The following is a 23,902-nucleotide window of genomic DNA, read 5'->3' as shown; positions in this document are numbered from 1 at the left end:
GCAGGCGCCTAAAGCTTGGGCGTTTGGGTGACCGGTGTCTGGATCGAGGCGATTACGTCTTTGTCCCGTCACAGTTACAGGTCAGAGGTGGTCCTGCCCTTCGGGGCGTTTCCTCCCTTAACTGGCCGCGCCCAAAGGCGCGGCTTTTTGTTTGCGCTATGGTGTCCGCGTCCTGCGGAGACTCCGATGCGCAAAACCCTTCCCGAAGCCGGCGCCGACTGGGCCGACCTCAAGTCCCGTATGCTGCAGATGGCGCACGGCGACGTCCGCTGGCGCGAGGGCAAGACCGCCGTTTACGTCTTCAACGCCGGTCCGGAGGTGGAGCAGGTCCAGAAGGAAGCCTACGGCCTCTTCATGTCGGAGAATGGCCTGGGGCCGGCGGCCTTTCCGAGCCTGGCGGCGATGGAGCGCGAGGTCGTCGGGTTCGGTCTCGGTCTCATGCATGCCCCGCCGGAGGCGGCGGGCGCGCTGACGTCCGGCGGCACGGATTCCATCACCATGGCGATCAAGGCGGCGCGCGACTTCGCGCGGCGGGAGCGCGGCGTCACGGGTTCGCTCAATGTGGTGCTGCCGCGGTCTGCGCACCCGGCGTTCGACAAGGCCTGCGCCGTCATGGAGATCGAGGTCCGGCGGACGCCGCTGAAGGACTATCTCGCGGACCCATCAGCCATCGTGGCGGCGGCGGACGCCGCCACGATCATGATCGTCGGCTCCGCGCCCAACTTTCCCTACGGCCTGATCGATCCGATCGAGGCCCTCTCAGATCTCGCCATCGCGCAGGACCTCTGGCTGCACGTCGACGCCTGCGTCGGCGGCTATCTCGCCCCGTTCGTCCGCATGAACGGCGGGGACATCCCGCCCTTCGACTTCGAGCTGCCGGGGGTCCGTTCGATGTCCGCCGACCTGCACAAGTACGGCTATGCGGCCAAGGGCGCTTCGACCGTGCTGTTCCGGTCGGAGGCGCTGAAGGCGTTCATGGTGTTCGACTTCAAGGATTGGCCCGGCGGGCGGATGGTGACGCCCACGCTGGCCGGCACGCGGCCGGGCGGAGCCATTGCGGCCGCCTGGGCGGTGATGAACTTCCTGGGGGTCGAGGGCTACCGCGAGAAGCAGCGGCAGGTGACCGCGGCGCGCGAGGCGATCCAGGCGGGCGCGGAGGCCCTGGGCTTCACGGTGCTGGGGCGCCCGGCGCTGGGATTGCTGGCGTTCACCCGGAGCGATGTCGATTGCCTGGCCGTCTGGGCCAAGCTCCGCGAACGCGGCTGGTTCACCGGGGTCACCACCGAGCCGAAGAGCCTGCACCTGATGCTCTCACCCTTCCATGCCGCGGTCGCGGACGCCTACCTGGCGGACCTCGCCTGGGCCGTGGAGGCGGCGAAGGGCGGGGTCGGCGGGGAGGCGCGTTATGCCTGACGCGAGCTGCGGGCGGCCCGAGGACCGCCCGCTTCCCGGGGTCAGAAGGTGACGCCGACCCGGGCGTAGTAGAAGCCGCCCTGCCAGTCGACGATCATGTCGGACCGGTAGATCCGCCCGTTGGTGGCCGACTCACCGATCTTGTCGCGGTCGGGGTAGTTGTCGAGGATGTTTCGGACCCCAAGCGTGAGCGTCGTCCGCTCGGTCACGGCCCAGCTGCCCTCAAGGTCGAGGAAGATCTCGGGGTCCCACTTCTGGATCACCCCGTTCAGCGTCTGACTGAACATGTTCTTGTAAGGACCGTAGATCGAGGCGCGTGCGACGGCCGTGAACGGGCCCGCCTTGTGGACGCCCGTGAGCACGCTGCGCCAGCGCGGTTCGGCGTGCTTGAAGTCGTAGACGTACTCGCCGTCGAAGAACGTCCGCGTGACCCCGGACGGATCGACGATGGTCTTCACCGCCTTCACGACCGGCATGTTCCAGTTGAACGAGGCCGTGAGGTTGGTGCTCTGGCCATTCTCCCAGACGTGGGCATAGGTCGCCACCACGTCGATGCCCTGGATCTCGGCGTCGAAGGCGTTCTGGAAGAAGTTCACCTGGCCGATCGTGTCGGCGCCCGGCACACCGGCTGCGATCAGCGCCGCCTGCAGCGCCGGCGTCACCGTGATCGGCGTCACGGCGTAGAACATGTCGTCGATCTTGATGAAGTAGGCGTCGGCCGAGATCGAAAGCCCCGGCAGCGGCTGCGCGGTGACGCCGAAGGAGAAGTTCTGCGATGTCTCGGGTTCCAGCGGCTCGGCGCCCAGGAACTGGGCGACCGGATTGGTGGCTGGGAAGAGCCCCTGGGCAACCGGCTGGCCGTTGTTGACCACCGTGGAGACGATGGTGGTGAAGTTCTGGCCGGTGGTCGGCGCCCGGAAGCCGGTTCCGACGGAGCCGCGGAGGGCGAAGACGTCGTTGATCTCGAAGCGCCCGGCGACCTTGTAATCGAGGGTCGAGCCGAAATCCGAGAAGTCCTCGGCTCTCAGCGAACCCTGCAGGAAGAGCCGGTCTGTCAGGTCGGTGGAGACGTCGACGTAGGCGGCTTTGGAGTTGCGGGTCAGGCGACCGGCATACTGGGGCGAGAAGCCCGGCGCGCCGTTCGATCCCACGCCCAGCACCGCATAGACGGGATTGGTGAAGGTGCGGCCGTCGATCACCTGGGTCGTCGAATTGCAGACGATGCCCGCGTTCTGCGGCGCCGTCGGCCGCAGAGTACGTAGGGCGACGCTCGCCTCGTTGGTGCAGAAGTCGTAGGGGTCCTGCACCGCGTAGGGGCCGGCGATATAGGCGTTCACGTCGCCGGACCGGATCTCGTAGCCTTCCTTGCGGTACTCGAGGCCGAAGGCGATGGCCACGGGCTCGGGCGTCAGGCCTTCCCAGGCGTAGGTGAAGTCGGCGTTCAGCGCGACTTCATCGGACACCAGATCGCCCTGGTGGAACTCCGTCGGGCTCTTCTCCCCGAGCGAGAAGTTCACGGTGTTGTCGAGGTCGTAGCGCAGCTTGTCATAGCCGTACCGGGCGGAGAGATCGTAGCTCAGGCCGCTGATCTCGCCACGGTAGCCGCCGATGATCGACCAGTCGGTCACCGTGCCGAAGTACTCGGGGGTGAAGCCCAGCGGAAAGATCTGGTTGGCGCGGAACAGCTGGCCGTTCTGCATGCGCACATAGTCGTCGAGATTGTTCGTCGAGGCGCCGACGTCCACCGGGTTCCGGTAGTTGAAGTCCTCCTTCATGTGGCTGCGACCGTAGTTGCCGAAGGCGTAGAGTTCGCCGACGCCCAACTCCATTTCGCTGTTTGCAAAGACCCGGATCGCCTCCGCCTCGGGCTGACCCCACTTCTGCGGCGTGCGCCTGTAGAGGCCGAGGTAGTTCACCTGCTGCGCGTAGGCCGCTGTGTAGGCCGTGCCGGGATTGGCCGCCGTGCCCGCGGTTTCGCTGGCGAAGACGGGGATGCAGAAGCCCGCCGACTGGTTCGGGATATTGCGGTTGCAGAAGGTCTGCGCCCGCGAGCTCGGTTGCTCGGTGATGTACTCGAACGAGACGTTGATGGAGCCGTTGTTGGGAAGCGGAAGCCCCTTGTTGCCGCTGACGATGATGGAATCGCCGTCCTTCTCGTAGTACTCGCCGGCCTGGACCTGCAGACTCCCACCGTCGGGGCCGTCCTTCAGGATGAAGTTGATCACGCCGGCGATGGCGTCCGAGCCGTACTGGGCGCCCGCGCCGTCCCGCAGCACCTCCACGGACTTCAGCGCGGCTGCTGGAATCTGAGCGGCGTCCTGGGCCTGAACGCCGGACCCGCCGGTCACAACCAGCGCCGAGCGGTGCCGACGCTTGGAGTTCACCAGCAGCAGCGTCTTGTCCGACGGCAGACCGCGGAGCGACGCCGGCCGGATGAAGGTGGCGCCGTCGGAGATCGGCTGGCGGGTCAGGGTGTAGGACGGCACCAGGGTTTTCAGAAGGTCCTGGGTGTCGGTGACCGCGCCGGCCGAGATGCCAGCCAGCCACAAGCCGCGCGCGTATGCGGGCCGAGCGGCGCGGCCGCTCGTCTTAAGTACTGCTTTCACCTAGGACCCCCTCTTTGCTGTGGGCCCTTTCGCAGCGCACCTCCCCAACCCCCGTGCGCATGTTGATCACACGTCACTTGCATGACAGGACCGCGTGACTTCCTGGGAGAGTCAAGAAGACGGGTTGGGCGGTCCGATCGATTGCGCACGCGGTGAGCAGTAGGTCTGAAATGTGAGCAAGGATCAGACGGGAATACTTATTTCGTCTTGAGCGTCAATTTGGCGGCTCCGTACAAAACGGCGTTCCGCTGGCGCGTTCGCTACGCCCGGAGGCTAAAATTCAGGCGCCGGTCTCAAGGGCGCTGCGCCAGCGCCCACGGGACTCGTCGGCAGGGTCGCAGATGGCCTAGCTTGCGGCATCCACACCAGCCGATCGTCACCCGGGAGTGCTCATGCATCGATCCGTCTTCGCCGCCCTTGCCCTCAGCGCCTGCGCGGGGGCGACCGCTCAGGCCCAGAACGTGCACGTCAACCCGCAGAACAGCTTCATTTCCCAGGCGGTGAAGGTGCCTGCCGGCTCGGAGATGCTCTATGTGAGCGGCATTACCCCCGACACCGTGCCCGGTGCGCCGCCGGCCACGCCGTTCGGCGACACGAAGACCCAGACGCTCAGCGTGCTCAACAAGATCGGCGCGATCCTGACGGCCCAGGGCTACGGCTTCGAGGACGTGGTGATGATGCGGGTGCTGCTCGTCGGAGACCCGGCCAAGGGCGGTGGGATGGACTTCGCGGGCATGATGGAAGGCTACAACCAGGTCTTCGGCCCGCTGAAGAACAAGCCTGCGCGGATCACCTCGCAGGTCGCCGGGCTGGTTCGGCCCGGCATGTACGCCGAGATCGAGGTGCAGGCGGCGAAGAAGCCTTGATCGCCGGGCTCAGCGCGCCGCCATTTGGGGCATCTGCTCCCGATAGATTGCCGAGACGGCAGGCGCATTCAGCGCGCTGACGGTCCGGGCGAGGGTCTCCTGGAAGCAGGGCCCTTCCCGGACCGCTCGCTGCAGCTCGCGAACGCTGACCTTCGAGGCGCCGCAGGCGGAAAGGGCCGCGCGATCGATCCTGCGCATCATCATGGCTGCGTCGTCCGACCGCGATAGGTCGAGATCGCCGTAGCGAACCACCGCCGTCAGCGGTGCGGCCGAGCCGGCGGCCGGTGCGGCGCAGGCGATGAGGGCGATGGCGATCAGGCGCTTCATGTTGGGCTCCCTAGGCGGCCGGTCTCGCGCCGGCTCGATCAATGCGCCGAAAGTTTAGTCGCCGGGCGCTCGCGTCGCCAGCAGAACGCTGCCGGCGCAGGCAAATCCTCGTGAGAATCGGCGGGTCTGCGCAAAAGTCGTTGCAGGTCCTGCGGACTTGAGCGGGGCGGGAAGTCAGGACAGCTTGGCCGCCATGGACCGTCGCAGCCTTCTCGCCCTCGGGGCGTCATCCCTGGCCTTGAGCGCCTTGCCCGCCTTGCCCGCCTTGTCCGCCTCGCCAGTCCAGGCCGCCGGTCTCGCGCCCCTGGCGAACCCGCCGCCGCCGATCGGGCCCGCAGAGCGCGCCGCGCGGCTCGCCAAGGCTCAGCGCCTGATGCGCGAACAAGGGCTATCGGCTCTGCTGATCGAGCCTGGCGCGAGCCTCGTCTATTTCACCGGCGTCCGATGGGGGCGGAGCGAACGCCTGACCGCGGCTGTCATTCCGGCGGAGGGCGAGATCCTGGTCGTCACGCCGTTCTTCGAAGAACCTTCGGTCCGCGAAAGTTTGGCGGTCCCTGCCGAATTCCGCACCTGGCAGGAGCATGAGGACCCGCTGGCGCTGGTCGCCGGCTGGCTGCGGGACAGGAAGCTCGCGAGGGGCGCGGTCGGCGTCGAGGAGACCGTCCGCTTCTTCGCCGTCGAGGGGCTGCAGAGGCGCCTGCCCGGGGTCGAGGTGCGGTCAGGCGCGGGGGTCGTCCGCGCCTGCCGGATGATCAAGTCGCCCGCCGAGATCGCCCTGATGCAGCACGCCGCCGACATCACCGTAGCCGCCTATCGCCACACCGCGCCGCGCATCGAGCGCGGCATGACGCCTGGCGATATCGGCGCGATCATGAACGGCGCGACGCGTGCGCTGGGCGGCGCGCCCGAGTTCGCCCTGATCCTGCTGGGCGAGGCCAGCGCCTATCCGCACGGCTCGGGCAAGCCGCAGGCGGTGCGGGACGGCGAGGTCGTGCTGATGGACTGCGGCTGCACCTACCAGGGCTACCAGTCGGACATCTCCCGGACGCTCGTCTTCGGCGAGCCGACGAAGCGGCAGCGGGTCGTCTGGGAGCACATGCGGCGCGGCCAGCAGATCGCCTTCGAGGCGGCCCAGGTCGGCGTCGAGGCCGGGAGGGTCGACGACGCGGTGCGCGCCTACTACGCCTCGCTGGGCTACGGCCCCGACTACAAGCTGCCCGGCACGTCGCACCGCACCGGCCACGGCATCGGCCTGGATGGACACGAGCCCATCAACTTCGTGCGCGGCGAGCGGACGAAGCTGGCGCCCGGCATGTGCCTGTCGAACGAACCCGGCATCTACATCCCCGGCGAATTCGGGGGTCCGGCTGGAGGACTGCCTGTACATGACCGAGCGGGGGCCGAAGTGGTTCTCGCAGCCGCCCGCCTCCATCGACCGGCCGGTCTAGCGTCAGACGCCGTAGTACTCGCGGTACCAGTCGACGAACTTGCCGACGCCGACCTCCACCGAGGTGGAGGGGCGGTAGGCGAGGGCGGCTTCGGTTTCCGCGGTGTCAGCTTCCGTGCGGGCGACGTCGCCGGCCTGCATCGGCATCAGGTTGAGCTCGGCCTTGCGGCCAAGCTTCTCCTCCAGCACCTCAATGTAGCGCATCAGTTCGACACGGCGGCCGGCCCCCAGGTTGAGCACGCGCCACGGGGCGACGCCGCTGGTCGCCGGATCGGGCGCCTGGGCGTCCCAGGCGGGGTTCGGCGCCGGCGGGCGGTCGAGGGCGGCGACGAGGCCGTCGACGATGTCATCCACGAAGGTGAAGTCGCGCTGCATCTTGCCCTGGCCATAGACGTCGATCGGCTGCCCCCTGAGGATCGCGTCGGTGAACTTGAACAGCGCCATGTCCGGCCGGCCCCAGGGCCCATACACGGTGAAGAACCGGAAGCCCGTGGAGGGGATGCCGAACAGGTGCGAATAGCTGTGAGCCATCGTCTCGTTGGCGAGCTTGGTGGCCGCGTAGAGCGTGATGGGATGGACGGCGTGGTCGTGGACGTTGAACGGCAGCTTGCCGTTGGCGCCGTAGACCGAGCTCGTCGAGGCGTACAACAGATGGCGCGGCTGCACCGCCCGGCAACCTTCGAGGATGTTGAGGAAGCCCACCACGTTGGAGTCCACGTACGCCTCGGGCTTCTCGAGGCTGTAGCGCACACCGGCCTGGGCTGCCAGGTTCACGACGCCTGTGGGTCTCGTCTCGGCGAACAGGGCGGCCACGCCGTCCCGGTTGGCGAGATCGAGCTTGGCATGCCGATAGCCCCCGTAACCCTCGAGGATCGCCAGGCGCGCGGCCTTGAGCTTGGGATCGTAGTAGGCGTTCAGGCTGTCGAGGCCCACCACGACCTCGCCGCGCTCCAGCAGCCGGCGGCTCAGGTGAAAGCCGATGAAGCCGGCCGAGCCGGTGACGAGAATGGTCAAGGTCTCACTCCAGACGCCGCCTGCGCTTTGGGCACGCCTGGGTAGCGCCAGGCGGCGACGAAGTCGACGGTCGAGGCCTAGCCGGCGGCCTGGCGAAGCCGGAGCGGCTGGGCCTGCAACCGGGCCGCCTCGGCCTCCCGGGTCGCGAGGAGGTCGGCCGCGCGCAACTGGATGAGCACAGGATAAAGGCCCGAGAGCAGCGCCACGATCAGTCCCAGGCGGCCTTCCCGCCAGCCCTGGCGGAGCAGGTAGCTGTGGGCAGCCGCGCCGAGGCCCGAGAGCAGGGCGCGGGCGAAGCCGCCGATCCGCCCGGCGTCGGCGCTATCTTCGGCGGCGGCGCCGGTTTCGAGGTCCAGCCGCGCGACCAGCTGGCCCAGGTCGCGGCCGGCCATACGGCGGATCGCGCCCTTCAACGCCCCGGCGGTTTCCCCCAGCACGACGGTCGCGCGTCGCCCAGGCCGCCAGGACTTCACCCCGCGCCGGGCCAGACGCACCCCCGGTCGGCGCCGAGCGCCCCGGTCCAGCCCTGCCGCACGAGGGTTTCCCCCACGTAGTTGTCGATCGGGATTTCAAACCAGTCGCCCTGCGGACGCATCTGAAGGGCCGCGCGGATTTCCCAGGCAAGGGCGCGGTCGACCTGCTCGTCCGGTTCGATCTCGAGCACCCAGTCGCCGGTGCAGACCTCCGCGCCCGCCACGCGGGCCTGGCTGGGAAGCGGGAAGATGCCGTCGACCACATGGGCGCCGGCGCGGCGGGCGGCCTCGCGGGCGCCTTCGGCGCCGCGGTCGAGGACCACGACGATCTCGTCGCAAAAGCCGAGGCTGCGCAGGCAGGCGGCGAGCTCGGCTTCGCCATCACGCACGCAGACAAGCGCCGACAATCTGACCACGTCCTCTGCGCCTCCAGCCGAGCCTTCCGGCTCATGCTGATGAGACGCCGCCGGCGCAGCGCACCCCCCGCTCTAGGGTCAAAGAAATGTTTAGAAGTTGGCCGCGAGCCTGACGCCGACGGTCCGGGGACGTTGTGGCGTCACCTGGCGCACGGCGCGGAAGCTGAACGGATTGCCGTAGGCGAAGGTGTCGCTGTCGTCGTCGAGCGGGTTGCTGACGAAGACGGCCGCCGTCCAGATATCGCTGGCCACTTCAGCGCTGATCTTGGCCCGCACGTAGTCCCCCATCCGGCGTGTCGCGGCGGCGTCGAACGAGATGCTGGAGCGGCCGACGTAGCTGGCCTCGCCGACGAACCGCATGACGAATGTCCCGGGAAGCGGCCGCTGATAGACGGCGACCACGCCCCCCGAGGCCGCAGGGATCCCCGGCAACTCCTCGGCGACCGGACCCGTGAAGTTCGGATTGGGATTGGCGAGGCGCGAGTCGGTGAGGAGGGCGTTGACCTGCACTGAGAGCCCGAAATCCCAGTCGTAGCCGACCTCGGTCTCCAGCCCCACGATCCGGGCGTCGCCGACGTTGGTCGTGTAGGAGAGGCCCGTCGGGCGATACTGGTCTGTCTGGATGTCGTTCCACTCGTCGTAATAGACGGCCGAGCGCAGGGCCATGCGGCCCTCGAAAAGGCGCAGCTTGGCGCCGATCTCATAGTTCCTCAGCCGGTCGGGTTGGAAGAAGGTCCGCTCCTGGCGCAGATAGGTGACGCCGGCGGTGTTGAAGCCGCCGGGGCGATAGCCCTCCGAAACCAGGGCGTAGGCCAGGCTGCCGTTGGCGAACGCCCGCTGCAGGGCGAGCTTTGGCGAGAACCCGTCGAAGGAGCGCGCGTAGCCAACCACCCGGGAGCGCGCCAGCGGTATGCCGGGCGCCACCTCGATCTCCGCCGAGGTGCGAACCCGGCTGCGGAACAGCCGGCCTCCGAGCGTGGCCTTCCATCCGTCCGCGAATGCGTAGTCGGCTTCCCCGTAAAGCGCGGCCTCCTCGAGCCGGTCCTTCCGGAATTCCTCGTAGGTCGTCACGGTCCGTCCCGCGGCCGAGACGAAGTTCGCCTCCGAGGGCGAGCGCTCCAGGGTCAGCGAGCCGAAGGCTCCGGCGAGCCAGTTGAAGCGGCCTCCCGAGCCGGATCGGATCAGCAGATCCTCCACGAGCATGTTCACCCGGGTGTTTTCCAGGTAGGCGCCCGTTTCGCCGGGACGGTTGAAGACGCCGGCTTCGCTGGCGTCGTACTGGCTGGTGAAGGTGTGGTGCACGTAGGCGGTGGAGGAGGAGAGCTCGATCTCGCCCACCCGCCCAGCGAGGCTCAGCGCCGCGTGCGAGAAGTCGTTGTCGTGGCCCTCGCGGAACGGCGAGACCCGCCGGACGCCCATCGCCGGGAAGATGTACTGGGCGTCCTTGGTCCGCAGATGCTGGGTGGCGGCCCGCAGGTTCATTTCCCAGTCGTCGCTCACGCGAAGCCGCAGCGCGAGGCGTCCGCCGTTGCGGACGGTCTGGTCGACATCCTTCTCGCCCGTGCGCGTGTCGTCGAGATAGCCGCCGCGGTAGTCGTGGTAGGCGGCGATGCGCAGGGCCGCGTGGCCGGCGGCCAGCGGCACGCTGAGGTAGCCCTCCACCTCGCGGCTAGGCTCCCCGTCCTTGGTCAGCGCCAGCGTGCCGGCCAGGCCGCCTTCGAGGCTGTCGAGGTCCGGCTGGCGGGTGATGATCCGGTAGATGCCCGAGACGGCGCCCGATCCGTAGAGCGCGCCTTGTGGCCCCCGCACCACCTCGATGCGCTCGACATCCACGAGCCGGAGGTCCGGATCGGGCGCGTTGTAGTTGATCGGCGCCTCGTCAAGGTAGGTGCTGACCGTCGAACGCGCGCGGCCGGTGAAGGCGCCGTCGGACAGGCCGCGGATCAGCAGCTTGTCGCGGCCCGGCCCGAGGTTGGTGGTCAGTACGCCCGCAACCTGACCCACCGTCTGGCCGACATCGGCGGCCCCGGTGACGGCGATCTGCTCCCGCGAGATGGCGCTGACGCCGGCGGGCAGCAGGTCGAGGCTGGCCGGACGCTTGGCCGCCGTCACCACCAGCTCGGAGACCAGCATAGGCTGGTCGGCAGGCAGCCGCGCGGGCGGCGGAGCCTCGGCCGCCGCGGCGGCGGTGATGCGGACCGTACGGGCGTCCACGATGCGATACTGGCAGGGCGCGTCGGCGAGCAGTCGCTCCAGCGCCTGGCTCAGACTGTATCGTCCCAGGAGCTCGACGCGGCCGCCGCGGCCGCAGGCCGAAGTGCCGACGATCGAGACATTGGCTTGCATGCCGAGGTCGATCAGCGCGTCCGCATAGGGTTTCGGGGGGATCGAGAGACGCAGGCGCGCGTCGGCGGCCTCAGCGGCCGTCGCGGAACACGCGAGAAGACCGCCGGCCAGCAACGCCCGAAGAGGCCTGCCTGGAGGTGATATCGCCCCTGAACCCCAAAAGCGGCCCGATCACCGGTCCGGCGCGCCCTCGCGCCGCAGGACCAGGCCTGCATCGGAACGTACTGCTCTTATGGGAACCAGCAAGGCCAGGCGACGGATAACCGCATCCTGGTCGTCGAGAACCAGCACGCCGGAGATCGGCGTGGCCGCGAGCGCAGGGTCCTCGACATGTATGGGCGTGGAGAACTGGTGGTTCAGGTCGGACACCACCTGGCTCAGCGGCTGCTCGCGATAGACCAGCCGGCCCGTGCGCCATCCGAGCACTTCCTGGGCGTCGACCGTGGCCAGATCGACCGTCGTGTCCCCCTCGCGGTGGTCAAGTCTTTGGTCGGGATGTAGCCGGTAGGCGGGGCCCGACGACCCCGCCGCAGGACGAACCTCGACCGCGCCGCGGGCCACCGTGACCGACAGTTCGCCGCCGCGGCGGCGGACGTCGAACTGGGTGCCGACCACCCTGACGGTCCGGTCTCCGACGGCGATCTCGAACGGCCGGCGGACGTCGTGCGCGACATCGAAGATGGCTTCGCCCTCCTGCAGCGTCACCTCGCGCCGATCCCGGCGGAGCACGACTGAGAGCTTGGTCGCAGCGTTCATCTGCAGCGTCGAGCCGTCGGCCAGGGTTACGGTGCGGTGCTCGCCGATGCCGGTGGCGTAGGTCTGGGGCTGCGGCCCGCGGAGCGGAGGCGTAAGGATCAGCAGGCCCGCGGCGGCGGCCGCCGCGGCGGCCCCATGGCGAACCACGCCTGTCGACGGCTGGGGCTCACCGCGCGGCGCCGGCTCAGCGCCTCGGTCAGGGCGTCGGCGTTGCGCGCGTATTCCTGAGAAACCGCGAGCGCCTCGTCGTAGGCCTGCGCATTCGCAGCAGAGGCCGACAGCCAGGCGTCGAAGGCCATAGCGTCGGCTTCGTCGACGTCGGCGCCCTGCAGTCGCACGACCCAAGCCGCGGCCGCTTCGCGCCGGGGCTCGTCGTCGGCATGTCGACGCAGTTGGCTCATCATCCGTCCCAACGCCGCCCCGCAGAGCCGCCTTCTGAATGCATAGACGGCGCCGCCTCCGCCCGCCCCCCGGTCCGAGAAAACAATTCCTGGTTGATCATGGGCGAACTCTCGCGGTGAGCGCCTTCAGCGCCGCGCTGATGTGCTTTTCGACCGACTTGACCGAGATCCCCATGGCCTCCGCCGTCTGCGCGTGGGACAGCCCGTCCAGCTTGTGGAGCCGGAACGCACGTTGCATCTGCGGCGGCAGGACGGCGACGGCTTCGACGAGTTGGCTCAGCCGCTGCCGCGACGCCAGGGCCTCGTCCGCGGGCGGCGCATCGGCGATGTCCTCGCCTCCCAGGCTCTGGTGGGCGGTCTGACGCCACGCCGTCTCGCGGGCGGTGGCGCGCTGCTCGGCCCGCGCCCGGTCCAGCATGAGGTTGAGCGCCATCCGGTAGAGGAGGGCGGTCGGGTTGTCTGCGGCCGCCGCCGGCTCCCGCGCGGCGAGCTTCAGGTAGAGCTCCTGGGCCAGGTCTTCGGCGGCGGCCGGCGAGCCGCTGCGGGCGGCGAAGAACCGGACAAGGTTCGCCCGGCGCTCCAGGTAGACATCCAGGAGCGGATCATGTGCAGCCGATTTGCTCCGACCGGCCATGGCCGACACACATGCCCCATTCGCCGAGCCTCGCCAACCGCCGGGCCGATTCTGTGGAAATCCGCGCTCCTCCCGTTGCGTGAGCCGGTGCAATTGACCGTGAACTGCCGTGGCCGCTTCGCGTTGTGGGGCGTTGATGCAACGGCACAGCCGTCCAGGACGCGTCCAGCGGTAGGCAGACGCGTCTTCGGCGGTTAAGGAGTTGCTCACGTGTAAGGAGCGTTCGGCCCGCCCGGGCGCGTCAGTTGGGGCCAGGGAGTTTTCGTCTATGAGCCAACCCACCGTCCCGGGACTTGCGCCCGCGCCGACGAAACACGCCAAGCTCGTCCAGTGGGTCGGCGAGATCGCCGCGCTGACGAAGCCCGACCGCGTGGTGTGGTGCGACGGGTCGGATGCGGAATGGGATCGGCTGACGGCCGAACTCGTCGCCGCCGGCACGTTGAAGCCGCTGAACCCGGCCAAGCGGCCGAATTCGTTCTACGCCGCCTCCGATCCGCGCGACGTCGCCCGTGTCGAGAGCCGCACCTTCATCTGCTCGGAGAAGCCCGAGGACGCCGGCCCGACCAACAACTGGCTGGATCCGGGCGAGATGCGGGCCGACCTGAAGCAGCTGTTCGACGGCGTGATGCGCGGTCGGACCATGTACGTCGTGCCATTCTGCATGGGGCCGCTCGGATCCCAGATCAGCGCCATCGGCGTTGAGATCACAGACTCTGCCTATGTGGCCGTATCCATGCGCATCATGACGCGGATGGGCCAGGCCGCCCTCGACCAGCTCGGCGAGGACGGCTTCTTCGTGCCGGCGGTCCATTCGGTGGGCATGCCGCTGATCGACGGCGCCAAGGACGTCGCCTGGCCGTGCAACGAGATCAAGTACATCGTCCACTTCCCGGAGACGCGGGAGATCTGGTCGTACGGGTCGGGCTACGGCGGCAACGCCCTGCTGGGCAAGAAGTGCTTCGCCCTGCGGATCGCATCGGTCATGGCCCGCGACGAAGGGTGGTTCGCCGAGCACATGCTGATCCTGAAGCTGACCTCCCCCGAGGGCCAGGTCCGCTACATCGCCGCCGCCTTCCCCAGCGCGTGCGGCAAGACCAACATGGCCATGCTGCAGCCGACGCTCGAGGGCTGGAAGGCCGAGACGATTGGCGACGACATCTGCTGGATGCGCTTCGGCGAGGATGGTCGCCTCTACGCCATCAATCCGGAAGCCGGCTTCTTCGGCGTGGCGCCCGGCACCGGCGAGACCACCAACAAGAATGCCGTGGATGCGCTGCACTCCAACTGCATCTTCACCAACGTGGCCCTGACTGATGACGGCGACGTCTGGTGGGAAGGCTTGACCGACGAGGCGCCGGCGCACCTGACCGACTGGAAAGGCCGCTCCTGGACGCCCGACAGCGACGAGCCGGCGGCGCATCCGAACGCTCGCTTCACCGTGCCCGCCTCGCAGTGCCCGGTGGTGGCGCCGGAGTGGGAAGACCCGGCCGGCGTGCCGATCTCCGCCATCCTGTTCGGCGGCCGCCGCGCCTCGGCGGTGCCGCTGGTGACCGAGGCCCGGGACTGGCGCCACGGGGTGTTCATGGCGTCCAACGTGGCGTCGGAAGGCACGGCGGCGGCCGAGAACAAGATCGGTGAGCTGCGGCGCGATCCCTTCGCGATGCTGCCGTTCTGCGGCTACAACATGGGCGACTACTTCGCTCACTGGCTGGCGATGGGCGAGAAGGCCGACACCGCCAAGCTGCCGCGGATCTACTTCGTGAACTGGTTCCGCAAGGACGAGCGCGGCAAGTTCGTGTGGCCGGGCTTCGGCGACAACTCGCGTGTGCTGAAGTGGATCGTGGAGCGGCTGGAAGGCCGCGCGGATGCGGTGGACACGCCGATCGGCAAGGTGCCGACCAAGGACAGCCTGGACCTGTCCGGTGTCACGCTCACCGACGCCCAGCTCGACCTTCTGCTGACGGTCGACCCGAGCATCTGGGCCCAGGAAGCGGCGCTGATCCCCGAGTTCTACCAGAAGTTTGGCGAACACACGCCGAAGGGCCTCTGGGAAGAGTATGAGGCGTTGGTCAAACGCCTCCAGGGGACCAAGTCGCCGGAAGTGGTCGCCGCCGAATAGCGGCCCGCCCGCTCTCTAGGATTGCGAAGGCCGCGGCGTATCCGCGGCCTTTTGCGTTTCTGCGCCGCCCGGCGCGGCTTCCGGCTGCGACTGGCCGGAAAAGCCGGCCTGCCAGGCCTCGAACGTGTCGGCCGGCTCGACGCGCGCCGGCGCATTCACCGGAGACGGGCGCAAGGCTTCGAGCCGCGCCTGGCGGCGCCGACGTTCGGCGCGGCCCGTGTAGCGAACGATGGCGGCGACGGCGGCCATTGGCGCGGCGAGACCGATCAGACCGGCGGCATATCCCATGGTGCGGGGCTATTCCTGCGAAAGGTGGCGGAAGGTGGGCCGGCGGGCTCAGCCGCCGGCGATGACCCGAAGGTTGGGGGCGCCGCCGGGCTTCTCGCCGCGGACCTGCGACACCAGAGCGAAGAGCGCATCGCGAACGCGGTCGACGTCGCCTTCGTTGGCGAGGGCCTCCAGCTCAGCCAGATGCGACGGCGTCACCCGCAGGGCGGAGTTGCTGATCACCTCCAACACCTTGGGCGCGCAGGGAACCGAGCTCTCGGTCTCGTCGAGCAGCGCCTCGGTCAGCTTCTCGCCCGGGCGGAGGCCCGTCACCTCGATGTCGATGTCGCGGCCCGGGGTGCGGCCGGACAGGGCGATCATCTGACGGGCCAGGTCGAGGATCCGCACGGGCTCGCCCATCTCCAGGAGGAAGAGGCGGGCGTCGCGCCGCTCGCCCTCCGCCGACGTGGCCGTCGCGTGAAGCACCAGTTGCGCCGCCTCCGGAATGGTCATGAAGAACCGTTCCATGTCGGGATGGGTGATGGTCACCGGGCCGCCGCGCTCGATCTGCGACTTGAAGATCGGCACGACCGAGCCTGCCGAACCCAGCACATTGCCGAACCGCACGGCCGAGAACCGCGTGCCTTTGCCGCTGGATTGCTGGGCCTGGATCACCGCTTCGGCCATGCGCTTGGTCGCGCCCATCACATTCGTCGGATCGACCGCCTTGTCGGTGGAGATCAGCACCATCTGGCCAGCGCCCGCGGCCTTGGAAGCCTCGGTGACGTTCCAGGTCCCGATGACGTTGGTGAGCACGCCCTCGGAAGGGTGATGCTCGACCATGGACACATGCTTCAGCGCCGCGGCGTGGAAGACGAGGTCGGGTTTCTCGGCCTTGAAGGCCGCCGTTAGTCGGGGCGCTTGGCGCACGTCGCACATCACCGCCTTGCGCGGAATGTGCGGGAAGGTCTCGCGCATCTCGCGGTCGATCTCGAACAGGGCCGTTTCGGAGATGTCGAGCAAGGTCAGGTGAGCGCAGTCGAAGGCCGCCACTTGCCGGCATAGCTCGGCGCCGATGGAGCCTCCCGCCCCAGTGATCAGCACGCGCCGGCCGCGGATCAGTTTGGCGATGGCGCCGCGATCCAGCTCGATGGGGTCGCGGGCGAGCAGTTCTTCGATGTTGATGTCGCGCATCGGCAGCAGGGTGACGCTGTCGTGCTGCGGCAGTTCGACGATAGAGGGCAGGCGAAGCAGACGGATGCCGTCGTTCTTGAGGCGGCCAAGCTGGTCGGCGGTCAGCCCTTTCAGGCGCGCCGGTTCCTCCAGGAACAGGATGGCCCGCGGGTAGCGGTTCCAGCGGCGGAGCTCCGCCAGGGCCTCGTCTAGGCGATCCAGCGTGTCGAGAATGCAGACGCCGCGCACCTGCTGGCCCACGTCCCGCTTCTCGGTGGTGACGATACCGACCGGCGTATAGGTGCGGTCGTGGCTACGGGCCACGTCGCGCAGATAGGTGTCGGCCAGGGAGGGGGGCCGATCAGCAGGAGGGTCGGGGCCTGCGCCAGTCGGTCGGTGACCGTCTTCAGCGGGGAGAAGCTCTCGAGCGCGCGCTCGTGCAGGGCGCGCCGCGTGATGCGGACCCCCATCGAGAAGACCATCTGGAAGAGCGGCGCCATGAACAGCGCGGACCGCGGAACCCCTTGAGCCCGGGTCAGGACGAAGACGCCGAGCAGGAAGACACCGACCGTCAGCAAGGCGCTGCGCGCCAGGACCAGGGCGTCCGGGATCGACACGTAGCGCCAGGGCGACAGCTCCCGGCGGAACAGCAAGGCGAAGATGCCGGCGATCCCGCCGTAAAGGGCCGTCAGCTGGACGAACCCTGCGTCCGACAGGGAGGCGAGGTCGAGGCCGGCCTGGTTTCGGGCGATGACGAAGGCCAGGGCGAACGCCAGCGCCGCGAGCGCCACGTCGGCCACGACGGTCTGGGCTCGGAAAGCCACACGCTCCATGCGCCGCACTCCGCTCACCTTCCCGATCGCCAGACTTGGAGGCCGGATGCGGCCGCCCGGAAAACTCGACAGACTGGACTACGACGGCGCGAACGGCGCCGACTCCTATGTCTGCGTAGGCGCACGAACTTAAAAAGAGGCGTTCCGGCGCGCAAACGAAAAGCCGCCCGGGGCTGGCCCGAGCGGCTCTGCGCATTCCGCGTCGGCGGATCAGAAGGCGAGTTTCACGCCAGCCACGACGCGGCTGTCGTACAGCTTGCCGTAGCTATGCTCGTCCGTGTCCCAGTACCGGACATCGAAGCCGATGTTGTCGGTCAGCGCGAAGCCCAACCCAACGTTCCAGGTGGTGTAGTCGCCGGGGCCATCCACGTACTGGTGGCCAATGGCGCCGCTGATCGAGAACTTCGTCTCGGGAATGGCGTAGGTGGCGTTCGCCTCATAGTACCAGGCGTCGTCGGTCGCGCCGAAGAAGTTCGGCGAGTAGAACACGGCGGCGCCAAGCGTCGCCGGGCCAGCCGGCACGGACGCGGCGATCTTGCCCTCCCAATAGTCGTAGTCTGCGCCGGAAGGCTGGTCGGCGTAGCCGTAGTAGATGACGCCGATGTCCAGGGAGACCGCGCCCAGCGTGGGCCTCACGCCCGCATAGATGTCATACTCGAAGTCGGTGCCGTCGCCGAAATCCACGTTCGACGCCCAGACGCCTGCATAGCCGATGGAGCCGAGGGTGGCGTCGACGCCGCCGAAGACCTGCGGATCCTCATCGGTCTGGCTGACCCCCCGGAAGACGTAGTCGGTGGCCGAGCCGATGTTGAAGGACAGCGAAACGGGGCCTTCGTCCTGGGCGTGAGCGACGCCCGAAATGGCCAGAGAGCCGACAGCGGCGAGAAGCGACACTTTCAGCTTATTCATTCGAGTATCCCCTTTTTTGTGTCTCGATCCGACCTCGGCCTGACCGTGCGCCGGCCATCGTTGACCGCCGCTCGACCAGATCAACGCGGAGGGGCCGCTCAAGCTCGGCCTCGACCAGGCTGGTTGAAGTCTGGGCGCCGCGGCAGCCCGGCGCCGCAAATTTGTGCACGTCGTCAGCGGGCGACGAGCGGCGCGAATCCCAGATGCGTTCCGGCGTCGACCAGCAGGGTCTCGCCGGTGATGTGGCGGGGAGGCGGGCGACGCGAGGAACACCGTCGAGGCGGCGATGTCCTCTGGCGTCGAGGCCGCCCTCAGCGGCGTGGTGGCCTCGGCGTTGGCCCGCAGCTTCTCGACGGCCGCGTCGGGCATGCCCTTGCCGAACCAGGGTGTGTCGATAAAGCCGGGACACACGGCGTTGACGCGGATCTGGGGCGCAAGCGCCCGAGCCAGCGAGAGGGTCATGGTGTTGAGGGCGCCCTTGGACGCGGCGTAGGGCACCGACGAGCCGATGCCGGTGACGCCCGCGATCGAGGCGGTGTTGACGACGGCGCCCGGCCTTGGGCCGGCCTCGAGCAGGCTGCGGCAGGCCCGGATCATCTGGTAGGGACCGATGACGTTGACGGCGTAGAGGTCGAGGAAGTCCTGAGCCGAAACGGCGTCGAGGTTGGCGTGGCCGGCGAAGCGGGTCACGCCGGCGTTGTTGAAAAGCGCATCGATACGGCCGAACGGCTGGGCGGCCGCGGCGATCTTCCGGCAGTCCTCATCGGAAGCGACATCGCCCTGGACGAGGATGGCCTCGGCGCCGTGCGCGCGGACCTGACGGGCGGTCTCCTCGGCCTCGTCAGCGCTGCGAGCGTAGTTGACGATCACGGTTTGCGCGCCTTGGCGGGCGGTCTCGACCGCGACGGCGCGACCGAGCCCTGTGGACGCCCCGGTGACCACCACCACGAAGCCTTCGAAATCGCCCGCCATGCGCCGCTCCCTTGAATGTGCCCTTGGGCCTTGTTGTTTGGGGACCTAGTAGCCGCTAAAGCCGCGCGCATGGAAGAGACCCGCCTAAGCCAGCTCGGACGCGACGTCCGGGGCTTCGAAAGCCCCGAGGCCGCGATCCTGGAGCGCGTGCCAAACCCGCACGCCGACACCGTCTATCTCGTGCGTTTCACAGCGCCGGAATTCACCTCGCTCTGCCCCGTGACGGGACAGCCCGACTTCGCCCACCTGGTGATCGACTATGCGCCCAGCGCCTGGCTGGTGGAGTCGAAGTCCCTGAAGCTCTACCTGGCGTCGTTCCGGAACCATGGCGCCTTCCACGAAGACTGCACCGTCGCCATCGGGCGGCGCCTGGTGACCGAACTTGACCCTCAGTGGCTGCGCATCGGCGGCTACTGGTATCCGCGCGGCGGCATTCCGATCGATGTTTTCTGGCAGACGGGGGCGCCGCCGGAGGGCCTGTGGCTGCCGGATCAGGGCGTCGCTCCGTACCGGGGGGCGGGGTTGAGTCCGCGGACAGACCCGCGAAGGGTTTCGACGCCTCCAATGCTTTTGGGCTGAGGGGGGGCGGCGAGAAGAGTCCTGGTTAACGGGCCTGCTCGGCGGGTTGGTCCAGAGCTCGCGTGAGACCCGCGTGAGGCGTCCTACTCACCTAGAGGGCGAATATAAGATCGCGAGCGTGGCGGAAGCCCGTTCGGGCTTCCCAAAAGCGGCTTAGAGGCCTATACGTGAGCTTGCCCAACTCTCCTCGGGCGTGTCACCTCAGGCCGGGCGGCGCGGCGCGCCGTCCGGCCGCTGTGTCTCTGGCAGCCGATTCCAATCCGCAGCTTGGTTAAGGCGTCCATCGGCTGACGAGGGGCGCCAGGTCCGGGCGTTCCCGCTCGAGCGGCGGCTCGCCGGGCGTCCCCAACATCATGAAGCCGGCGACCCGCTCGCCGTGGGCGAGCCCGAGGATCGCAAGCGCGTCCTGGTCGAAGCTGTACCAGTCCGTGATCCAGTTGCAGCCGTAGCCCATGGCGAGCGCGGCGTTGAGGAAGTTGGTGCAGACCGCGCCGGCCGAGAGGATCTGCTCCCACTCCGGGATCGCGGCGGGCTTCACCCGTGAGATGATGACCACCGTGAGCGGCGGGATCCGCAGCTTGGCAAGCTTGCCGACCAGATTGGCGTCGCCGCGGCTGCGCGCAAGGGCCTCGAGCCGGTCGGCGAAGGCGGCCTTGTCGGGACCCTCGAGGACGACGAAGCGCCACGGCGCCAGCTTGCCGTGGTCCGGGGCTCGGGCGGCAAGCCGGAAGAGCTGGTCGAGTTCGGCGTCGGTGGGCGCGGGAGCTTCGAGCGTAACCGCAGCTGTAGAGCGGCGCAGCGCAAGGAAGCGGAGCACCTCCGGAGCTGGCGTGACAGGCAGGGCGGTCCCGAACTCAGGTTCGGGCGGCAGGTCTTGGCTCAAGGCGGCGGTCTTCGCGTTTAGGGAAACGAAAGGGGCCAACCCTTTATGGGGGCGGGCGGCCATTCCGCAAGGCGAGGCGAAGATGACCGGCAGAGCTGCGTGGCTGAAGGCGCACGGCCGACCCTGGACGCGCGGGGATGGGCGGCCGATCTACGAGAACCCCTGGATCCGCGTCACCGAATACGACGCGATCGCCCCGACGGGCCGCCCGGCGCTGTATGGCCTCGTGAGCTTCCGCAACATCGCCATGGCGGTCCTGCCGCTCCACGACGACGGGACGGTCACCCTGGTGGGCCAGCACCGCCTGCCGCACGCCGACTACAGCTGGGAGATTCCAGAAGGCGGCGCGCCGCCCGGCGAGGACCCGCTGGACGCCGCCAAGCGGGAATTGGCCGAGGAGACGGGGCTGCAGGCCGCCGAGTGGCGGGAGCTGATGCGGGTGCAGCTTTCCAACTCGATCACCGACGAGCGGGCGATCGGCTACCTTGCGCTCGGGCTTTCAGAGGCCGACGCCGACCACGAAGCTGACGATACCGAAGCGATCGCCCTGGTGCGCGCGCCGTTCCGCGAAGCGCTCGACGCGGCGCTGGCCGGAGACCTGCCGGACGTGCTCACGGTGGCGATGCTGCTGCGGGCTTACCATATGGCCCGTGAAGGGCTTTTGGCGCCCGCGCTGGCGCGCGCCATGTTAGGCTGAGGGAGAAGCCTATGGGTCGGGAGGAACCGATGAGCCGCCTCGAGGTGGTGAACCCCGCGACGCCGCCGCCCGTATGGGCCGCGCTGCGCAACGAGGCCTATGCCGCCGCCAAGAACGAGGCGGCGCTGGCGAGCCTGCTGGCGGCGGTCATCCTGAACCACGAGACGCTGGGCGACGCATTGTCGTACCAGCTCGCGCGGAAGCTGGGCGACCAGGAACTGCGGGCGATGAGCCTGCGCGACACGATCGAGGAAGCCTACGGCAGCGATCCGCGGATCGTGGAGATCGCCGAGGCCGATCTGAAGGCGGTGTTCGAGCGCGACCCGGCCTGCAAGGGCTATGTCCAGCCGTTTCTGTTCTTCAAGGGCTTCCTGGCGCTGCAGACGCACCGCGTGGCGCACTGGCTGTGGCGTGAAGGCCGGGAGACCATGGCCTTCTACCTGCAGAGCCGTTCGAGCGAGCTGTTCCAGGTGGACATCAATCCGGCGACGAAGATCGGCCGCGGCGTGTTCGTCGACCACGGCACCGGCATCGTCATCGGCGAGACCGCGGTGATCGGCGACGACGTCTCGATGCTGCAGGGCGTAACGCTGGGCGGCACGGGCGCGGAGCGCGGCGACCGGCACCCGAAGGTCGGCAAGGGCGTGCTGCTGGGCGCGGGCGCCAAGGTGCTGGGCAATATCACTATCGGCGACTACGCCAAGATCGCTTCGGGTTCGGTCGTGCTGAAACCGGTGCCGCCCGGCTGCACCGCGGCGGGCGTGCCGGCGCGGCTCGTGAACTGCCCGACCTGTGAGGAGCCGGCCAAGCGGATGGACCACACCTTGGCCGACGCTGTGTACGACTACGTCATCTGAGGTTTCCCTGATCGCGCCGAGACGGTAGGTTCGCGCCCGATTTCCGGACCGTAATGGAGCGTTGGGCGTGGACGAGAAGACCATCCGCAAGATCGAAGGCCATCTGCGCGGGACCTTCGCCAATGCGCGGATCACCCTCGTGCCGCGGCCGAAGCAGAAGGACTCCTGCGAGGTCTACATCGGCGAGGAGTTCATCGGCGTCGTCTTCCAGGACGAGGACGAGGACGGCTCGTTCATGTTCGAAATGGCCATCCTGGCCGAAGACCTGCCGTAAGCGCGATGAGCTCCGCTCCGGAGAGGCCATCAGGCATCCGGAAGGCGGACGCCGTGGGCGCTCGCGCCGTTGGCGTCTCGACCGCCGGCGCGATCAGCGCCGGCTCGGGGATCTTCGGAGCGGTGGCCGTGGGCGCGCTGGCGTTCGGGGCCGTCGCGGTGGGCGCGTTCGCCATCGGTCGCCTCTCGGTGCGCAAGGCGCGCGTCGGTGACCTCCACATCAGGCGTCTTCGCGTCGACGAGCTGAGCGTCGGCCGTCTGCACATGGATGACGCGGGACGTCGCTGAAGCTCAGCGGACCTGGGTGACCCTCAGGCTGCCGGCCGGCAGGGGCGCGATGGGCGGCTGCTCTTCGGGCGGGCCCAGCCAGGCGGCCCATTGTGAACGCGGCAGGATGGCGATCTGCCGGTCGTGATAGGGGACGACGTCGGGACCCGGTTCACAGGTCAGCAGGGTGAAGCGGTCGCCGCGGACGAGCCCGGCCACGCCGAGCATGTCTCCCTCGATCGGTTCAAAGAGCCATTTGGATTTCGGCGCCTTCGCACCGGTGAACTCGTAGAAGCCGTCGATCGGAACCAGACAGCGGCCGGTCGGGAAGCGACGGCCTTCCGACCGGAAGTTGATCACCGGCCCGCCCCGCGGATTGGGGAAGCCCCAGCGGAGCTCCTTCAGGCGTGCGGCGCCGTCCTCGCCGACGATGATCGGGGCAAGGTCCGTTGGCCGTACCGACGCCCGCGGCTCAAGGTTCGGCCGGCCGCCGGCGAACTCCAGCGGAATGTTGACCTGCCCGAACTCGCGCAGGAGGTCGTCGAGGGCGCGCTGGGCCCTGAACTCGTTGCACATGGTCTGAGAGGTGGCCGTCAGCAGGCGGCTTGGCAAGGCTCTCGCGCGCACTCCGCGCCGGCGTCGGGGACCTTGTGCGAGATGGGCTGCGCATGCGGCCGGACCGGATCGTGGTCGGCGAGATGAGCGACGGCGCCGCGGCGCTGGAGACCCTGAAGGACTGGAACACGGCCACCCCAGGGGCTCTCGACCTTGCACGCTAACCCGGCGGCCGAGGCGCTGCTGCGCCTGGAGGATTGTTGTCTGAAGTCGTCACGCATGGGGACAGCTATCGGCTGTCGCCGCAAGCCGGGGCCCCGTAACAGGCGCCCGCCGCTTGGCCCGGGCGAGGAGCCTCGCCGGCCCGAGCGCGCCGACACTAGGGCGCGCTGAAGCGCTCCAGCCCCAACTCCGCCAGCGACCGCCGGATCGGCGTCGCCCAGCCTCTTTCGCCGCGCGTGAGCGCGTCCTCGAGCGCGTCATCCAAGGCGAAGCGGTCGTGCTCGACCAGGGCCTCGACGAGGGCCTTGGCCTGGGCGAGGTCCTTGGCCCGCTTCAGCCGACCGGAAGGATCGCGCCGCTGCGCCAGGATGAGCTTGTGCACGGCGAAGCGCGCCGGCTGCGGGACGTTGACCAGCACGCCCGCGCCCCAAAGCGCAACGGTGCGGACCGGCGCCTCGATCAGCCATGCGAGGTGCTGCAGCGGCGTTGCGCCTGCGTCGAGCTCCCGCACGGCGAGGGGGTTGGGGTCGTCGCGCGACCGGACCGGCGTCACCAGGTCCACCAGGTAGCCGGCGGCGTTCCGGAAGCGGGAAGGGG

24 protein-coding genes and 3 pseudogenes are annotated in these 23,902 nt (G+C 68.7%); 10 read left to right on the top strand and 17 right to left on the bottom strand.

All coding sequences use genetic code 11. The features are described 5' to 3' along the window. The first annotated feature begins 186 nt into the window (after nt 1–186). Entirely contained in the window at nt 187–1,413 is a 1,227-nt protein-coding gene (locus LRS10_RS20665) for a pyridoxal-dependent decarboxylase (protein ID WP_257838890.1), read from the top strand. A 41-nt stretch (nt 1,414–1,454) separates the two neighbouring features. Here LRS10_RS20665 and LRS10_RS20660 read toward each other — a convergent pair whose 3' ends face one another. Further along, nucleotides 1,455–4,019, bottom strand: a complete 2,565-nt coding sequence (locus tag LRS10_RS20660) for a TonB-dependent siderophore receptor (protein ID WP_257838889.1) — start codon at nt 4,017–4,019, stop codon at nt 1,455–1,457. A 392-nt stretch (nt 4,020–4,411) separates the two neighbouring features. Here LRS10_RS20660 and LRS10_RS20655 point away from each other — a divergent pair, with 392 nt between their 5' ends. Beyond that, nucleotides 4,412–4,885: a RidA family protein gene (locus LRS10_RS20655; protein ID WP_257838888.1), complete on the top strand. Its 474-nt coding sequence runs from the start codon at nt 4,412–4,414 to the stop codon at nt 4,883–4,885. 9 nt (nt 4,886–4,894) lie between these two features. Here LRS10_RS20655 and LRS10_RS20650 read toward each other — a convergent pair whose 3' ends face one another. Then, the gene (locus LRS10_RS20650; RefSeq protein ID WP_257838887.1) at nt 4,895–5,212 is read right to left on the bottom strand and encodes a UrcA family protein; all 318 of its coding nucleotides are present in this window, start codon (nt 5,210–5,212) and stop codon (nt 4,895–4,897) included. A gap of 193 nt (nt 5,213–5,405) precedes the next feature. Between LRS10_RS20650 and LRS10_RS20645 the strand changes: the two are divergent. After that, a pseudogene (locus LRS10_RS20645) lies at nt 5,406–6,512 on the top strand (M24 family metallopeptidase); the annotation flags it as partial. Nucleotides 6,513–6,662: 150 nt separating this feature from the next. On the opposite strand, the gene LRS10_RS20640 reads toward LRS10_RS20645, so the two are convergent. The 7 genes from LRS10_RS20640 to LRS10_RS20610 form a co-directional block, all read right to left on the bottom strand. Beyond that, the gene (locus LRS10_RS20640; protein WP_257838886.1) at nt 6,663–7,673 is read right to left on the bottom strand and encodes an NAD-dependent epimerase; all 1,011 of its coding nucleotides are present in this window, start codon (nt 7,671–7,673) and stop codon (nt 6,663–6,665) included. A gap of 77 nt (nt 7,674–7,750) precedes the next feature. Then, nucleotides 7,751–8,167: a hypothetical protein gene (locus LRS10_RS20635; protein ID WP_257838885.1), complete on the bottom strand. Its 417-nt coding sequence runs from the start codon at nt 8,165–8,167 to the stop codon at nt 7,751–7,753. Continuing rightward, nucleotides 8,143–8,553, bottom strand: coding sequence for a hypothetical protein (locus LRS10_RS20630; protein ID WP_257838884.1), 411 nt, complete (start codon nt 8,551–8,553; stop codon nt 8,143–8,145). The genes LRS10_RS20635 and LRS10_RS20630 overlap by 25 nt, the downstream gene beginning before the upstream one ends. Nucleotides 8,554–8,652: 99 nt before the next feature. Next, a complete protein-coding gene (locus tag LRS10_RS20625; protein WP_308237991.1) occupies nt 8,653–10,908 on the bottom strand; it encodes a TonB-dependent receptor in 2,256 nt (751 codons plus the stop codon). Nucleotides 10,909–11,079: 171 nt separating this feature from the next. After that, nucleotides 11,080–11,811 (bottom strand): FecR family protein, encoded by a 732-nt coding sequence (locus LRS10_RS20620; protein ID WP_257838883.1) that lies wholly within the window; start codon nt 11,809–11,811, stop codon nt 11,080–11,082. Beyond that, a complete protein-coding gene (locus LRS10_RS20615) occupies nt 11,763–12,065 on the bottom strand; it encodes a DUF4880 domain-containing protein (RefSeq protein ID WP_257838882.1) in 303 nt (100 codons plus the stop codon). The genes LRS10_RS20620 and LRS10_RS20615 overlap by 49 nt, the downstream gene beginning before the upstream one ends. A gap of 97 nt (nt 12,066–12,162) precedes the next feature. After that, nucleotides 12,163–12,699, bottom strand: coding sequence for an RNA polymerase sigma factor (locus LRS10_RS20610; protein ID WP_257838881.1), 537 nt, complete (start codon nt 12,697–12,699; stop codon nt 12,163–12,165). Nucleotides 12,700–12,967: 268 nt separating this feature from the next. On the opposite strand from LRS10_RS20610, the gene LRS10_RS20605 reads away from it, so the two are divergent. Then, nucleotides 12,968–14,818: a phosphoenolpyruvate carboxykinase (GTP) gene (locus tag LRS10_RS20605; RefSeq protein ID WP_257838880.1), complete on the top strand. Its 1,851-nt coding sequence runs from the start codon at nt 12,968–12,970 to the stop codon at nt 14,816–14,818. Nucleotides 14,819–14,833: 15 nt separating this feature from the next. Here the strand turns inward: LRS10_RS20605 and LRS10_RS20600 are convergent, their stop codons facing one another. The 5 genes and pseudogenes from LRS10_RS20600 to LRS10_RS20580 form a co-directional block, all read right to left on the bottom strand. Continuing rightward, complete coding sequence (locus tag LRS10_RS20600; RefSeq protein ID WP_257838879.1) at nt 14,834–15,106, bottom strand: hypothetical protein; 273 nt, start codon at nt 15,104–15,106, stop codon at nt 14,834–14,836. Between the two features lie 48 nt (nt 15,107–15,154). Next, complete coding sequence (locus LRS10_RS20595) at nt 15,155–16,582, bottom strand: UDP-N-acetylglucosamine 4,6-dehydratase family protein (protein WP_257838878.1); 1,428 nt, start codon at nt 16,580–16,582, stop codon at nt 15,155–15,157. After that, nucleotides 16,468–17,091 carry a hypothetical protein gene (locus LRS10_RS20590; protein ID WP_257838877.1) on the bottom strand — a complete coding sequence of 208 codons (624 nt, stop codon included), beginning with the start codon at nt 17,089–17,091 and terminating at the stop codon, nt 16,468–16,470. Before LRS10_RS20590 ends, LRS10_RS20595 begins: the two co-directional genes overlap by 115 nt. Nucleotides 17,092–17,301: 210 nt before the next feature. After that, a pseudogene (locus LRS10_RS20585) lies at nt 17,302–17,985 on the bottom strand (TorF family putative porin); the annotation flags it as partial. A 188-nt stretch (nt 17,986–18,173) separates the two neighbouring features. After that, nucleotides 18,174–18,972: pseudogene (locus LRS10_RS20580) on the bottom strand (SDR family NAD(P)-dependent oxidoreductase). Between the two features lie 69 nt (nt 18,973–19,041). On the opposite strand from LRS10_RS20580, the gene queF reads away from it, so the two are divergent. Then, on the top strand, nt 19,042–19,551 hold the full coding sequence (queF, locus tag LRS10_RS20575; RefSeq protein ID WP_257838876.1) for a preQ(1) synthase: 510 nt from the start codon (nt 19,042–19,044) through the stop codon (nt 19,549–19,551). A 271-nt stretch (nt 19,552–19,822) separates the two neighbouring features. Here queF and LRS10_RS20570 read toward each other — a convergent pair whose 3' ends face one another. After that, nucleotides 19,823–20,434 carry a nitroreductase gene (locus tag LRS10_RS20570; protein WP_257838875.1) on the bottom strand — a complete coding sequence of 204 codons (612 nt, stop codon included), beginning with the start codon at nt 20,432–20,434 and terminating at the stop codon, nt 19,823–19,825. An 82-nt stretch (nt 20,435–20,516) separates the two neighbouring features. On the opposite strand from LRS10_RS20570, the gene LRS10_RS20565 reads away from it, so the two are divergent. The 4 genes from LRS10_RS20565 (at nt 20,517) to LRS10_RS20550 (ending at nt 22,549) form a co-directional block, all read left to right on the top strand. Beyond that, entirely contained in the window at nt 20,517–21,131 is a 615-nt protein-coding gene (locus LRS10_RS20565) for an NUDIX hydrolase (RefSeq protein ID WP_257838874.1), read from the top strand. A 29-nt stretch (nt 21,132–21,160) separates the two neighbouring features. Beyond that, on the top strand, nt 21,161–21,988 hold the full coding sequence (gene cysE, locus LRS10_RS20560) for a serine O-acetyltransferase (protein WP_257838873.1): 828 nt from the start codon (nt 21,161–21,163) through the stop codon (nt 21,986–21,988). A gap of 67 nt (nt 21,989–22,055) precedes the next feature. Next, nucleotides 22,056–22,262 (top strand): DUF3126 family protein, encoded by a 207-nt coding sequence (locus LRS10_RS20555; protein ID WP_257838872.1) that lies wholly within the window; start codon nt 22,056–22,058, stop codon nt 22,260–22,262. Between the two features lie 53 nt (nt 22,263–22,315). Then, nucleotides 22,316–22,549: a hypothetical protein gene (locus LRS10_RS20550; RefSeq protein WP_257838871.1), complete on the top strand. Its 234-nt coding sequence runs from the start codon at nt 22,316–22,318 to the stop codon at nt 22,547–22,549. Between the two features lie 3 nt (nt 22,550–22,552). Here LRS10_RS20550 and LRS10_RS20545 read toward each other — a convergent pair whose 3' ends face one another. Next, nucleotides 22,553–23,140 (bottom strand): SOS response-associated peptidase, encoded by a 588-nt coding sequence (locus LRS10_RS20545; protein ID WP_257838870.1) that lies wholly within the window; start codon nt 23,138–23,140, stop codon nt 22,553–22,555. Between the two features lie 56 nt (nt 23,141–23,196). Here LRS10_RS20545 and LRS10_RS25385 point away from each other — a divergent pair, with 56 nt between their 5' ends. Then, nucleotides 23,197–23,307, top strand: coding sequence for a hypothetical protein (locus tag LRS10_RS25385; protein WP_374570698.1), 111 nt, complete (start codon nt 23,197–23,199; stop codon nt 23,305–23,307). Nucleotides 23,308–23,462: 155 nt separating this feature from the next. Here the strand turns inward: LRS10_RS25385 and LRS10_RS20535 are convergent, their stop codons facing one another. Next, nucleotides 23,463–23,867, bottom strand: coding sequence for a nucleotidyltransferase domain-containing protein (locus LRS10_RS20535; protein WP_257838869.1), 405 nt, complete (start codon nt 23,865–23,867; stop codon nt 23,463–23,465). Nucleotides 23,868–23,902 lie beyond the last annotated feature (35 nt).

It is taken from the genome of Phenylobacterium sp. J426 (genome assembly GCF_024699945.1).
In the GTDB taxonomy this organism is placed as follows: domain Bacteria; phylum Pseudomonadota; class Alphaproteobacteria; order Caulobacterales; family Caulobacteraceae; genus Phenylobacterium.
The sequence above is the reverse complement of the archived record's forward strand: the minus strand, read 5'-3'. Positions and strand labels throughout refer to the sequence as shown.

What these genes read in the sequence shown, in the direction of transcription:
- LRS10_RS25385 (WP_374570698.1), top strand. Translation starts at nt 23,197, where the DNA reads ATGCGGCCGGACCGGATCGTGGTCGGCGAGATGAGCGACGGCGCCGCG.
- LRS10_RS20655 (WP_257838888.1), top strand. Translation starts at nt 4,412, where the DNA reads ATGCATCGATCCGTCTTCGCCGCCCTTGCCCTCAGCGCCTGCGCGGGG.
- LRS10_RS20590 (WP_257838877.1), bottom strand. Translation starts at nt 17,091, where the DNA reads ATGGAGCGTGTGGCTTTCCGAGCCCAGACCGTCGTGGCCGACGTGGCG.
- LRS10_RS20565 (WP_257838874.1), top strand. Translation starts at nt 20,517, where the DNA reads ATGACCGGCAGAGCTGCGTGGCTGAAGGCGCACGGCCGACCCTGGACG.
- LRS10_RS20610 (WP_257838881.1), bottom strand. Translation starts at nt 12,699, where the DNA reads ATGGCCGGTCGGAGCAAATCGGCTGCACATGATCCGCTCCTGGATGTC.
- LRS10_RS20665 (WP_257838890.1), top strand. Translation starts at nt 187, where the DNA reads ATGCGCAAAACCCTTCCCGAAGCCGGCGCCGACTGGGCCGACCTCAAG.
- LRS10_RS20625 (WP_308237991.1), bottom strand. Translation starts at nt 10,908, where the DNA reads ATGCAAGCCAATGTCTCGATCGTCGGCACTTCGGCCTGCGGCCGCGGC.
- LRS10_RS20605 (WP_257838880.1), top strand. Translation starts at nt 12,968, where the DNA reads ATGAGCCAACCCACCGTCCCGGGACTTGCGCCCGCGCCGACGAAACAC.
- LRS10_RS20600 (WP_257838879.1), bottom strand. Translation starts at nt 15,106, where the DNA reads ATGGGATATGCCGCCGGTCTGATCGGTCTCGCCGCGCCAATGGCCGCC.
- cysE (WP_257838873.1), top strand. Translation starts at nt 21,161, where the DNA reads ATGAGCCGCCTCGAGGTGGTGAACCCCGCGACGCCGCCGCCCGTATGG.
- queF (WP_257838876.1), top strand. Translation starts at nt 19,042, where the DNA reads ATGGAAGAGACCCGCCTAAGCCAGCTCGGACGCGACGTCCGGGGCTTC.
- LRS10_RS20615 (WP_257838882.1), bottom strand. Translation starts at nt 12,065, where the DNA reads ATGAGCCAACTGCGTCGACATGCCGACGACGAGCCCCGGCGCGAAGCG.
- LRS10_RS20650 (WP_257838887.1), bottom strand. Translation starts at nt 5,212, where the DNA reads ATGAAGCGCCTGATCGCCATCGCCCTCATCGCCTGCGCCGCACCGGCC.